The 12,617-nt window shown below is 73.4% G+C and carries 10 protein-coding genes; 4 read left to right on the top strand and 6 right to left on the bottom strand.

Annotated elements, in window-relative coordinates:
• Positions 1-2: 2 nt before the first annotated feature.
• Both frdA and OF117_RS07635 read right to left on the bottom strand, forming a co-directional pair.
• Entirely contained in the window at positions 3-1,757 is a 1,755-nt protein-coding gene (gene frdA, locus OF117_RS07630; protein WP_263552219.1) for a fumarate reductase (quinol) flavoprotein subunit, read from the bottom strand.
• Entirely contained in the window at positions 1,750-1,977 is a 228-nt protein-coding gene (locus OF117_RS07635; protein WP_263552220.1) for a hypothetical protein, read from the bottom strand. The genes frdA and OF117_RS07635 overlap by 8 nt, the downstream gene beginning before the upstream one ends.
• A 445-nt stretch (positions 1,978-2,422) precedes the next feature.
• Here OF117_RS07635 and OF117_RS07640 point away from each other — a divergent pair, with 445 nt between their 5' ends.
• Positions 2,423-2,899, top strand: coding sequence for a DoxX family protein (locus OF117_RS07640; RefSeq protein WP_263552221.1), 477 nt, complete (start codon positions 2,423-2,425; stop codon positions 2,897-2,899).
• Positions 2,900-2,944: 45 nt separating this feature from the next.
• On the top strand, positions 2,945-4,408 hold the full coding sequence (rox, locus tag OF117_RS07645; protein WP_263552222.1) for a rifampin monooxygenase: 1,464 nt from the start codon (positions 2,945-2,947) through the stop codon (positions 4,406-4,408).
• Between the two features lie 144 nt (positions 4,409-4,552).
• Here rox and OF117_RS07650 read toward each other — a convergent pair whose 3' ends face one another.
• From OF117_RS07650 to OF117_RS07660, 3 genes are all read right to left on the bottom strand, one after another.
• Positions 4,553-4,972 (bottom strand): hypothetical protein, encoded by a 420-nt coding sequence (locus OF117_RS07650; protein WP_263552223.1) that lies wholly within the window; start codon positions 4,970-4,972, stop codon positions 4,553-4,555.
• A 182-nt stretch (positions 4,973-5,154) separates the two neighbouring features.
• Entirely contained in the window at positions 5,155-6,204 is a 1,050-nt protein-coding gene (locus tag OF117_RS07655) for a PD-(D/E)XK nuclease family protein (RefSeq protein WP_263552224.1), read from the bottom strand.
• A gap of 67 nt (positions 6,205-6,271) precedes the next feature.
• On the bottom strand, positions 6,272-7,708 hold the full coding sequence (locus tag OF117_RS07660) for an ATP-binding protein (protein ID WP_263552225.1): 1,437 nt from the start codon (positions 7,706-7,708) through the stop codon (positions 6,272-6,274).
• A gap of 295 nt (positions 7,709-8,003) precedes the next feature.
• Between OF117_RS07660 and OF117_RS07665 the strand changes: the two genes are divergently transcribed.
• Positions 8,004-9,563, top strand: a complete 1,560-nt coding sequence (locus tag OF117_RS07665; protein ID WP_263552226.1) for an HNH endonuclease signature motif containing protein — start codon at positions 8,004-8,006, stop codon at positions 9,561-9,563.
• A gap of 42 nt (positions 9,564-9,605) precedes the next feature.
• Here OF117_RS07665 and OF117_RS07670 read toward each other — a convergent pair whose 3' ends face one another.
• Positions 9,606-11,891 carry an ATP-dependent RecD-like DNA helicase gene (locus tag OF117_RS07670; protein ID WP_263552227.1) on the bottom strand — a complete coding sequence of 762 codons (2,286 nt, stop codon included), beginning with the start codon at positions 11,889-11,891 and terminating at the stop codon, positions 9,606-9,608.
• Positions 11,892-12,102: 211 nt separating this feature from the next.
• Here OF117_RS07670 and OF117_RS07675 point away from each other — a divergent pair, with 211 nt between their 5' ends.
• Positions 12,103-12,603 (top strand): single-stranded DNA-binding protein, encoded by a 501-nt coding sequence (locus tag OF117_RS07675; protein ID WP_263552228.1) that lies wholly within the window; start codon positions 12,103-12,105, stop codon positions 12,601-12,603.
• The last annotated feature ends 14 nt before the right edge of the window (positions 12,604-12,617 follow it).

The raw sequence follows: 12,617 nt of genomic DNA on the forward strand, positions 1-12,617 counted from the left end.
GGCTACCTGCCGTAGACCCGCTCGCCCGGGGGCCAGCGGGTGATGGTCACCGGGGAGCGGTCGACCCGCGCCGTCCCGTCGGACTCGCGGTGGACGAGCAGGTGGGTCAGGAAGCGCTCGTCGTCGCGCGCCGGGAAGTCGGTGCGCTGGTGCGCCCCCCGGGACTCCTCGCGCTGCAGACCGGACTGGAGGATGCACTCGCTGATATCGAGCATGTTGGCCAGCTCCAGGGCGGCCAGGAGCTCGGTGTTGAACGAACGGCTGGTGTCCGCAAGTCCGACGTTGCCGACGCGCTCCTGCAGCTCGGCGAGGGTGTCCGCGCCCTTGGCCATGGTGGGCCCGGTCCGGAAGATGCCGGCGGCCTCCTCCATGGCGGCCTGCATCTGGTCCCGGAGCGCGGCGATGCTCTCACCGCCCGGCCCCCTGCCCAGCAGGTCCTGCTCCAGACGGCGCACCTCGTCGCCGGCCTGGGCCTCGACGACGGCAGGGGTCCTGCCCGCAGCGGAGGCGTACTCCGCCGCCGCTCTCCCGGCCCTCGCGCCGAACACGAGGCACTCGGGCAGCGAGTTGGAGCCCAGCCGGTTGGCCCCGTTGATGCTCACGCACGCGGTCTCCCCCGCGGCGTACAGCCCCGCGAGGGGGGTCGCTCCGTCGATGTCGGTGGAGACCCCGCCCATCATGTAGTGCACGACCGGGCGTACCGGGATCAGCTCGTGCACGGGGTCGATCCGCTCGTACTTCAGGCACAGCTCGCGGACGAACGGGAGCTTCGTGTCGATGAGCTTCGCGCCGAGGTGGCGCAGGTCGAGGTGGACGATCGGGCCGTAGGGCGAGTCCACCGTGCGGCCCTTCTCGACCTCGTGCACGAAGGCCTGCGACAGGCGGTCGCGGGGGCCGAGCTCCATGCTGCGGAGCTCGGGCGTCGGCGTCGGTCTGCCGAGGTCGTAGTCCTGCAGGTAGCGGTAGCCGTCCTTGTTGATCAGCCACCCGCCCTCGGCCCGGGCGGCCTCGGTGATGAGGATGCCGGTGAACGGCAGCCCCGTCGGGTGGTACTGGACGAACTCCATGTCCTTGAGCGGCGCACCCGCGCGATAGGCCAGGGCCATGCCGTCGCCGGTGTTGATGTTGGCATTCGTGGTGAACGGGAAGACCTTGCCGCAGCCTCCGGTGCCCAGGACGACGGCCTTCGCCGTGAGCGCCTGGATCCGTCCGGTCAGCAGGCCGATCGCCACGACGCCGTGCACCCGGCCGTCGTCGACCAGCAGCCGGGTCACGAACTCTTCGTCGTAGCGCGTGACCTCGCCGTGCTTCAGCGACGTCTGGAAGAGCGTGTGCAGCATGTGGAAGCCGGTCTTGTCGGCGGCGAACCACGTGCGCTTCTTCTTCATCCCGCCGAACGCGCGGACCGCGACGCGGCCGTCCGGCCGCCGGCTCCACGGGCAACCCCAGTGCTCGAGCCGCAGGAGCTCCTCGGGAGCCTCCCGGACGAAGGCCTCTACGGCGTCCTGGTCGCCGAGCCAGTCGCTGCCGGAGACCGTGTCGTAGCAGTGCTCGTCGAGGCTGTCGTCGGCGGCGATGACACCGGCGGCACCGCCCTCGGCCGAGACCGTGTGGCTGCGCATCGGATAGACCTTCGACACCACGGCCACGTCGAGCCGGGGGTCGACCTCTGCGATGGCGATGGCGGCGCGCAGTCCCGCACCGCCTCCCCCGACGATCAGGACGTCGTGCGCGGCGCGTATGACGCCGTCACTCACCGCGCCACTCCTCGTCGGCCAGCACCCTGCCCCGGTGGTGGACGACCATGTGGTGGAAGCTCCCGTCGTGGAACTCCTCCCGGGTGCTGCAGCAGCCGCAGGAGAAGCGGAGCTCCTCGGTGATCAGCCCCTGGTGGTCCTCGGTCAGGTACCGCTCACCTCCGCGCGTGAGTCCGCACGGGGCCAGCCTCGGCTCGAACGTGGCGGCGACTGCACTCACGGCCCATCACCCCTTGGTGCAGGGACAGAGACCTCCGACTGCGCAGATCAGCGTGCTCCGCACCACCGAGGTTGTGAAGGGCCTCCGCCCGGGTGCGACCCCCTGCGGAGCCGGACCTGCACATGAGCGGACCGGCGCGCGCCGACCCGGGCCGGCCGTGGTCGTGCCCGGCGCGGGGTTCAGGAGGGCTGCTGCGCCTCGTCAGCCGTCCGCGCCTCCCGGTTCGGCCTCGCCCGCACCCTGGACGGTCTCGCCGCCCTGATCGACCGCGGCCCTAGCAATCCTCCGTGACCCGACGGGCCCGGGCGGGCCTTGACCTCGAGTCCGCTCGAAGTCCTAGCGTCGCATCCGCACGGCGCGAACCCGACCTGACGGGCCGACGCCGATGAGGCGGGGCCCACGACGGAGTCGTACCGGGCAGCGCACCAGTTCGGAGGACATGACGATGACCACCACCGACCGCACCAACGTGCTCCGGAACCCCGCCGGGATCCGGGCCATCCGCGACGTCGTCCTGCTCGTCGGCCGGATCGGCCTCGGCGTGCTGATGATCGGGCACGCCAAGCTCATGTACGACGTCGGCGGCAGCCTCGCCGGTATCGGGCGGCTCTTCGCGCAGATGGACATCCCACTGGCCTCGGTCACCGGGCCGGCGAACGTGCTCTTCGAGTTCGTCGGCGGGATCGCGATGATCGTCGGCGCCGTGGTGCCGATCATCGGCGTGCTGATGGCGCTGAACATGGCCGGCGCCTGGTTCTTCGTGCACACGAGCGGCCTGTACGCCATGGACCGCAACGGCCCCGAGCTGGTCATCGCGGTCGGGCTGCTCGGCCTCGTCCTGGCGGTGACCGGCTCAGGTCGGTTCGGGGTCGACCACCTGATCGTCCGGCGCTTGCGCCTCCGGTCACGGACGCCGGCCTGACGACCCTCGAGATCGAGCCGCCGATGTCCATGTCGAAGGGGATCCATGATCGACGTGATCATCGCGGGCGGCGGGCCGACCGGGCTGATGCTGGCAGGCGAACTGCGGCTGCACCGCGCTCACGTGCTCGTGCTGGAGAAGGACGCGGAGCCGACCAGGTCCGTCCGCGCGCTCGGCCTGCACGTGCGCAGCATCGAGGTGATGGACCAGCGCGGCCTGCTGGACCGGTTCCTCGCACTCGGCCGGCGGTATCCGCTCGGCGGCTTCTTCGCCGGCATCGACAAGCCCGCACCCGACCGGCTGGACACCGCGCACCCGTACGTCCTCGGCATCCCCCAGACCACTACCGATCGCCTGCTGACCGAGCGCGCGGGCGAGCTCGGCGCCGAGATCCGGCGCGGCAGCGAACTGGTCGGGCTCGGCCAGGACGACTCCGGGGTGACCGTCGAGCTGGCCGACGGCACACGGCTGCGCTCGCGCTACCTCGTCGGGTGCGACGGCGGCCGCAGCACGGTGCGCAGGTTGCTCGGCGTCGGCTTCCCCGGTGAACCCGCCCGGGTCGAGACGTTGCTGGGCGAGATGGAGGTGGCCGTGCCGCCGGCGACGGTGGCCGCGGTGGTTGCCGATGTCCGCACGACCGAAAAGCGGTTCGGTGCCACGCCCCTCGGGGACGGGGTGTACCGCGTCGTCGTGCCGGCCGCGGGGGTGGCCGAGGATCGCTCGGCCCCGCCGACCCTCGACGACTTCCGGCAGCAACTGCAGGTGACCGCCGGGACCGACTTCGGCGTGCACTCGCCGCGGTGGCTCTCCCGCTTCGGTGACGCCACCCGGCAGGCCGAGCGCTACCGGGTCGGGCGGGTGCTGCTGGCCGGTGACGCGGCGCACGTCCATCCGCCGGCCGGCGGCCAAGGCCTCAACCTCGGCCTCCAGGACGCGTTCAACCTCGGCTGGAAACTGGCCGCCGAGGTAGTCGGCTGGGCCCCGGAGGGGCTGCTGGACACCTACCACGCCGAACGGCACCCGGTGGCCGCCGACGTCCTGAACAACTCCCGGGCGCAGATGGAACTCATGTCCACCGAGCCGGGGCCGCAGGCGGTGCGCCGGTTGGTGTCGGACCTGATGGACCTCGAGGAGGTCAACCGGTACCTGATCGAGAAGATCACCGCGATCGGGGTCCGCTACGACCTCGGCGACGGGCACGAACTGCTCGGCCGCCGTCTGCGGGACGTGGGGCTGAGGCAGGGGCGCCTCTACGAGCTGATGCACGGCGGTCGCGGACTGCTGCTCGACCAGACCGGCCGGCTCTCGGTGGCGGGGTGGTCCGATCGGGTCGACCACGTCGTGGACGTCAGCGAGGAGCTGGACGTGCCCGCCGTGCTGCTGCGGCCGGACGGCCACGTGGCGTGGATCGGGGCAGACCAGACCGACCTGCTCGACCAGCTCCCTCGGTGGTTCGGCGCGGCGCGGCCGACGCGCCGGTGGTCCGGCCGGAACGCCGGGCCCGGGTGACGGGGATGAACGACATCGTGGTGCCCCGGGTCGGGTAGGAGCGCCGATGTCGCGACGGCCGTCGTGCGTCACGTAGGCGTCCGGGCAGGACGACGCGGCCGTCCGGACCGGCATCCACCGGGACCCTCGGACTCGCGGCCCGGGTCAGGCCGGCACGGACACCGGCATCTGCGCCGTCGGGTCGGGCTCGGCGACGATCCACGCCGTGCGCCCGTGGATCGGCGGGGTCTTGGTGCCGTCGGTGAACCACACGACCACTCCCCCGTGCGCCCTGCAGTGCGAGCGCACGACCCGGACCCGGCTCTCTCGCCTGCTCTTGGTGGGGCGGACCAGCGGGAGGCCGAAGTCGGTGCCGACGACGTCGGTGGTCAACACCGGTTCGCCGGCGGTGAGCTTGGACGTCGGCACGGTGACCGTGGTCCCCGGTGCCGACCCGGCCGGCCGCCTCAGGCTCGCCGCGCCGCGGTGCACGGCGGCCTTCCGGGTCTTCCCGCACTCGCAGCGCCAGGCGACATCGCCGACGGCTCGGGCGAACGGATGGGTGGGCGTGGGAACGGTCGTCATCAGAGCCTCCCGGGAGTCGGGGCCGACCTGGGTGACCGGCCCCGGATGACCACTGCCGGGCACCGGTGCGGCCGCCTGTCGACCCATTGATTCGAACACGTGTTCGGTCGTCTGGCAAGATGCCGCGCCTGACTTGCCGACGAGGCGAGCCGGGCCGTCCGGCGTCCGGACGCGCCAGGCGCTCAGTCCCTCCGGCTGCCGTTCCGCGTGACGCGGATCGTCTGCGGGCTGCGAGTCGTCCGGGTCGGCAGGACCTCGCCCAGCTCGACCAGCCGCTCGACCGCGGCGTCCTTGTCCACCTGCCTGCGCAGGCCGCCTCCGGACCACTCGCAGTGCAGGTCGTCCGCCGGCCCGGAGCGTCCGCGCAGCCGCTCCCGCGCAAACTCCTTGTGCCGCTTGGCCTCGTTCTCGGCGGCCCGCCAGGTGTCGTAGTCGTGGACGGCGGCGACGTAGTCGGAGTCCGTGACCGTGAGACGGGACTGGCGTGAGACCGCACCCTCCGTCTCCGGGTCCACGGGCGGGCCCCAGCAGAGGTCGAGGAAGGGGCACCAGTCGCACATGGTGTCCACCCCGGGGCCGAACCCGTCGCGGGGGACGGCGTCGACCCCCTCGTCCTCCACGGTGGCGTATACGTCGGTGAGCCACAGGAGCGCCTCGGCGGTCAGCGCCGGGTCGTGGTCGGCCTCGAAGACGACGTCCTCGCCCGAGTCGCGGGACAGGTAGCGGATGCGCAGCCCGTCGACGCCCTGCGCCGTGCCGACGGAGAGCCGCCGGTCGGCGGTCCGCCCGGTCCTCAGCAGCCAGGCGTAGACGGCGACCTGGAACCAGTGCCGGACCGGGACCCCACGGGTCAGCACCCGCTCGAACCCGAACCGGGACGTGGTCTTGAGGTCCTCCACCACCGGGGCATGCCACCAGTCGCAGCGGCCCCGGACCTGCTCCCCCTTCAGCCCGACCTCGGTCAGGCCGCCGTACTGGCGGCGCAGCGCACGCAGCACGCCGCGGTGCAGCTCGGAGCCGATGAAGGCCTGCAGCCCGGCGCGGGTGTTGGTCGGACGACGGCGGGCGATCCGGTAGGCCGCCCGGCGCCGGCACTCGCCGAGCTCGGAGGCGCCGATCATGCGCTGGCGGGAGCGGGCCCGGCGGCTGTCGAGGTCCCGGACCGCGGCGGCAAGGCTCGGCGCGGTCCGCCGCTCGGCGGCAGTGGGGCGGTCGGGCAGGACGGCGGTCATGGCGTCGTCCTCGGTCCTGGAGGGGTGGAGCGGGGCCGGCGGACCGGCCCCGCTCCCGCGACGTAGCTCACGCGACGATCTCCTGCTGCCCCGCGAGGCCGGCCCGCTGCGTGGCGATCACCTCGCGCACCAGTGCCGTCAGGCGCTTGGTCGCGACGTGTTCGACGGGCCGGCCGAAGCGGGCACCGATCTCCTCCCCCGTCACCCCCAGGTTCTGCAGGCTGGCGAGCACGCCCCGGCGGGCGGCGGTGAGCCGTCGCTCCCGCGGGTCGTCCGGGGTCGGCGATGCCTCCAGCAGCGGGTTCGCAGGCGCTGCCTCCCCGCTGGTGGCCGGAGGGCCGGCCGCGACGGCGGGGCGGTCGGACTCCCCGACCGCGGCGGGCGCCTGCGCAGCGGCCGGAGCCCTGCGGCGTCCGGCTGGGTGAGCCGCCATCGACGCCTCGACGAACTCCTCGTGCCGGGCCGCGATCAGCTCCGCGACCGTGTACGAGCCGCCGGGGGTCGGCACCTCGACCTGGAGCACGGCGCCGCGGTTGGCCTCGGCCCACACCTCGCGCAGCTCGTCGTCGTTCCCGGCGTCGCCGATCCGCGCGACCAGGTCGGCGACGTCCGGCTCGTCCCGCCGGTCCGAGCGGCCCGTCCGGGCCTCTTCGGTCCGCTCGTGGTCGAGCAGCCCGCCGCCGTGGAAGGAGACGAGGTCGCGGACGTGCGCGGTGCCCGGGTCGCACTTGAGCGCGTCGAACACCAACCACTCGAGCAGCCGGCCGGTCGCGGCCGGGTCGGTGACCTCCTTGGCGGGGTCGTCGTTGGGCTTGATCCCGACGTGGACGCTGCGCGCGCCGACGATCAGCGGCCGTCGTCCGCGGCGCAACCGCATCCACACCGTCGCCGCGTACGGGAACTCCCGGTGCGTCTGCACCGACCAGGTCTTCTGCCCCTCGATCGGGCGTCCGTTGGCGTCGACCTCGGTGACCTCCTTGCCCCGGGCGGTCACGACGACGATGCCCGGAAAGGTGAGCAGCTCGGTTTGCAACTTGCGCCAGCGGGCGCCGGCGTCGTTCCACAGGTTCTGGCTGATGGTGATCTCGGCGTTGGGGTCGCGCTTGAGCAGCTCGCGGTTGCGTGCCGACTTGGCCGCGCGGCCGCTGGCCCAGTCCTTCAGGCCGTCCCAGATGGCCGAGCCGGTGTCGATGCCGAGCACCACCGGCGGTTCACCGGCGTCAGCGGCACGACGGGCCTCGGCCTTCACCATCTGGACGGCGGCCAGCACCTGGGCGTAGGAGCCGTCGTGCTCGATGATCTGATAGTTCGCGCCGGGGATGGCGCCGTACTCGTCGCCGGCCCCCTCGTTGAGGTCGATCCAGTACAGCGCGCCGATCCGGTCGCTGGCACTGAACTGGGCCAGGGACCAACTCTTTCCCGCCTTCTCGTCGCCCTCGAGGAGGATGCACGGCCACGGCACACGGCCGGTGGGCTGACGGGTCTTGAGGCCGGAGACGGCCATGGTGAGCTCCTTGCCGACATGGGGAAGATGTCGACCCGGACGCTACGAGCGGGTACTGACACTTCCATCCGCTTCGCGCAAGCACATCAGGCTGCTCCTGGCGAAGTCGCAGGTCAGCCGGGGCGAAGTCCGCCCGATGGGCGTGTCGGCCGTGGGCGTGACCGGGCGCGGGATCGCGGCGGAAAGGGCCCCGGAGGGAGCCTTCGAGCCCCCCGCGAGGTCACCTCCGGCCCAGGTCATCGCGTATCGCCTGATGAGACCCGTAACTGTCGGACCTCGTACGTATGTTCGGCCCGTGGAGCGGATCCGGGGCCGGCGGTCGGTCGAGGGCCTGCTGCTCGACTGGGCGATCGCCCAGCCGCCGCCCGATCGCCGGCTGCCGGTCGGTCTGCTCAGCCGTGAGCAGAAGGCCGCCGAGCTGCAGCGGGTGCAGGCCCGCCGGGCGATGGACGCCGCCTACGAGGCCGAGCTGGTGCTGGGCCTGGCCGACGACACCCCCGACGACTTCGACCCGCCTCCGGACCACCCCGGCGCGCGGAAGGGGTCGTGGGCTCCCGACGCCGAGCTGCCCGGGGTCTCGGAGTTCTTCGTGCCCGAGCTGGCGGTGGTGCTCGGCTGCGGTCGGGGCACCGCCGCCCACCTCGCGCACCGGGCCCGGACCTACCGGGAGAACCTGCCGGCCACCTGGGCCGCGCTGGCCGCCGGCACCCTGGACGAGCCGCGGGCCAAGGTCCTCGCCGACGTGCTGGCCGCCACCACCCCCGCGATCGCCCGGTCCATCGAGGCCCGGTTGCTGCCCGAGGCCGGCCGGCTGTCGACCGGACGGCTGCGGCGGCGGGCGCTGGCCCTGCTGCTCGAACTGGACGCCGCGGCCGTCGACGCCCGCCGCGAGGACGCGCGGCGGCAGGCCGACGTGCGCAGCTATCCGTCGCACCTGGAGGGGATGTCCACCCTCGCGGCAGACCTGCCCGCCGACGAGGCCGCCGCCGGGTACGCCCTGATCGACCAGCTGGCGGCCATGCTCAAGGAAGACGGCGACCCGCGCCCGATCGGGCAGTTGCGGGCGGAGGTCTTCTCGCTGCTGATCCGCCGCCCGGCCGACTCCGGCCTGCCCGGGATCACGGCGCACCTCTCCGTCACCGCCGCGCTGGCGGGGCTGGAGGGCTCCACGACCACGCCGGGCGACGTCGACGGCCACCCGATCACCGCCGCCCACGTCCGCGAGCTCCTGCAGCGCCTCGGCGCCCTCGGCCTGCAGGCACCCGCGGGCGGGTCGCTGACCCTGGCGATCACCGACGACGATGGGCGCCTGCTGGCCACTGCCACCCCGCAGCAGCTGGAGAAGCTGGCCCGGCGCGGCTGCCCCCAGCACCCCGACGGCGACTTCGGGTGCGCGGTGCTGGCTCGCCCGACGGCGACCGAGGCCTATCGGCCCACCGCCGCCCAGTGCGAGTTCATCGACGTGCGCGACCGCACCTGCCGGTTCCCGAACTGCGGCCGGCGTGTGGGCTGGGCCGACCACGACCACGTCGTCCCCCACGCCTGCGGCGGGGAGACCGACTGCACCAATCTCTGCTGCCTGTGCCGCAGCCACCACCGGCTCAAGACGCTGGCCCGCGGTTGGCGGTTCGTCATGGACGACGACGGCACCCTGCACGTGACCACCCCCTCGGGCATCACCCGCACCACCCGCCCACCCGGCCTGCGGCCACCGGCGCCCGAACCACCCGGAACACCGCCCGCGACCGGGACACCGGTGCCCGAGCCACCGGTGCCCGAGGCGCCGGTGCCCGAGTCACCCGGGTCACCGTCGGCGACCGAGTCGTCCCTGCTGGACGACCCGCCACCCTTCTGATCTCCTGAGCCCTGAGGGTGAGGCGCATCTCGCCCCGACCGGCTACCTGGCCACGATGAGCTCGCCGTCGCCGCCCGATCCGACGGCGAGCGCGACCGGCGCGGAGCCGGTGAGGAGCGGCCTGCCGCGGAGGCGGTGGGCGAGCGCGGTGTGCCGGCGTCCGGAACCGGTGGCGCGCACGGCCTGGCCGAGCGCTCGGGGCGAGCCGACGAGGACGACGAGCTGCTTGGCGCGGGTGACGGCGGTGTAGAGCAGGTTGCGCTGCAGCATCATCCAGGCGCTGGTGGTCAGCGGGATGACGACGCAGGGGTATTCGCTGCCCTGGGAGCGGTGGACGGTGACGGCGTAGGCGTGCACCAGCTCGTCGAGCTCACCGAAGTCGTAGTCGATGGCCTCGTCCTCGTCGGTGACGACGGTGAGGGTCTGCTCGACCGGGTCGATGGCGGTGACGACACCCTGGGTGCCGTTGAACACGCCGTTCGCGCCCTTGTCGTAGTCGTTGCGGACCTGGCTGACCTTGTCCCCCACGCGGAAGACCCGCCCGCCGAAGCGCTTCTCTGCCCGGTCGGGCCGGGCCGGGGTGAGCGCCTCCTGCAATAGCTCGTTCAGCGCGGCGGCGCCCGCCGGTCCGCGGTGCACCGGGGTGAGCACCTGCACGTCGCGGCGGGGGTCGAGGCCGAACCGGGCGGGGATCCGGCGCACCACCACGTCCACGGTGAGCCGGGCGGCCTCCTCGGCGTCGTCGGTGCCGAAGAGGAAGAAGTCGTCGAGGCCGCGGACCTGGGGATGGCTGCCGGCGTTGATCCGGTGTGCGTTGGTCACCACCCCGGACCGGCTGGCCTGCCGGAAGACCTGGGTCAGCCGCACGTGCGGGATGGGGGTGCCGTCGGCGAGCAGGTCGCGCAGCACCTCGCCGGCGCCGACCGAGGGCAGCTGGTCGACGTCGCCGACCAGCAGCAGGTGCGCGCCCGGCGGAACGGCTCGGACCAGCTTGTTGGCCAGCAGCAGGTCGAGCATGGAGGACTCGTCGACCACGACCAGGTCGGCGTGCAGCGGCCGTTCCCGGTCGAAGGCGGCGTCCCCGCCCGGCCGCAGCTCCAGGAGCCGGTGCACGGTCACCGCCTCCACCCCGGTCAGCTCGGTCAGCCGTTTGGCCGCCCGGCCGGTGGGGGCGGCCAGCACGACCTTCGCGCGCTTCGCCGCCGCCAGGGTGACGATCGAGCGCACCGTGAAGCTCTTGCCGCAGCCGGGGCCGCCGGTGAGCACGGCGACCTTCTCGGTGAGCGCCAGGCGCACCGCCTCCTGCTGGGCGGCCGCGAGCTCCACGCCGGTGCGCCGGTGCAGCCAGGCCAGCGCGGCGTCCCAGTCCACCCCGGCGAAGGCCGGCATCCGGTCGACGTCGGCGCCCGCCAGCCTCCGCAGCCCCGCGGACAGGGAGACCTCCGCCCGGTGGAAGGGGACGAGGTAGAACGCGACCGTCGGAGGCTCCCCGTCCGCACCGGGGACCTCCTCGCGGATCACGCCCTGCTCGGCCACGAGCAGGGCCAGGCAGTGACCCACCAGGGCGGCCGGGACCTGCAGGATGTCGACCGCCCGGGCGACCAGCTCGGTCTCGGGCAGGAAGCAGTGCCCCTGCCCGGTGGCCTCGGACAGCACGAACTGCAGCCCCGCCTCGACCCGCTGCGTGCTGTCGTGCGGGATCCCCACCGCGGCAGCGATCGTGTCGGCGGTCTTGAACCCGATGCCCCACACCTCGCCGGCCAGGCGGTAGGGCTCGGCGCGGACCACGCCGATGGAGGCACCGCCGTACTGCCGGTAGATGCGCACGGCCAGCGAGGTGGACACGCCCACCCCCTGCAGGAAGACCATCACCTCCTTGATGGCCTTCTGCTCCTCCCAGGCCGCGGTGATCAGCCGGGTCCGCTTCGGGCCCAGGTTCGGCACCTCGGCCAGCCGTTCCGGCTCGTCCTCGATGACCCGGAGCGCGTCGGCTCCGAAGTGGTCGACGATCCGCTCGGCCAGCCGCGGGCCGATCCCCTTGACCAGGCCCGAGCCCAGGTACCGGCGGATGCCCTGGACGGTGGCCGGCAGCAGGGTGGTGTAGTCCTCGACCTGGAACTGCCGGCCGTACTGCGGATGCGCTCCCCACCGCCCCCGCAGCCGCAGCGTCTCCCCCGGCTGCGCACCCAGCAGCGCCCCCACCACGGTGACCAGGTCACCGCCTCGCCCCGTGTCCACCCGGGCCACCGTGTAGCCGGTCTGGACGTTGGCGAACGTGATCCGCTCCAGCGTGGCCTCCAGGACCGACCCGGCCCGCGCCTCTCCCACCTGCCGTCCCCTCGCCGACGCGCCGTCCGACGACCGATGGTCACACGTGCCGGGGACAACTCCGCGGTCCTCGCGCCCGGGACCGGACCACGAGGAGCCGGGGCGGGCGCCGGCGGCCTCCGGTCGGCGGCGGGCACGGAAATGTCAGCGGTTCTCCTTAGCGTGCAGACGCTCACCCGAGCGATGCACCGACAACACGGAGGACCGGATCATGGCCGGCGATACTGTCATCACCGTCATCGGCAACCTGACCAGCGACCCCGAGCTCCGCTGGACGCCCTCGGGCGCGGCGGTCGCCAACTTCACCATCGCGTCGACGCCGCGCACCCTGGACCGCGAGACCCAGGAGTGGAAGGACGGCGATGCGCTCTTCCTGCGCTGCAGCGTGTGGCGGCAGGCAGCGGAGAACGTCGCCGAGTCGCTGACCCGCGGGTCGCGGGTGATGGCACAGGGCCGCCTCAAGCAGCGCTCCTTCGAGACCAAGGAGGGCGAGAAGCGCACCGTCATCGAACTCGAGGTCGACGAGATCGGCCCGTCGCTCCGCTACGCGACGGCGACGGTCGCCAAGGCCGCCCGCTCCGGCGACGGTCCTGGCGCGAGGTCCGGCGGCGGGAACGGTGCCGGTGACGGTCGCGCTGCGGCCGGGCAGGGCGGCCCACCCGATCCCTGGGCGGCGCCGGTCGGCGGCACCGGCGAGGAGCCGCCCTTCTGAGCTCCGCACCGGCG

The organism is Geodermatophilus sp. YIM 151500 (assembly GCF_025716945.1).
Taxonomy (GTDB): domain Bacteria; phylum Actinomycetota; class Actinomycetes; order Mycobacteriales; family Geodermatophilaceae; genus YIM-151500.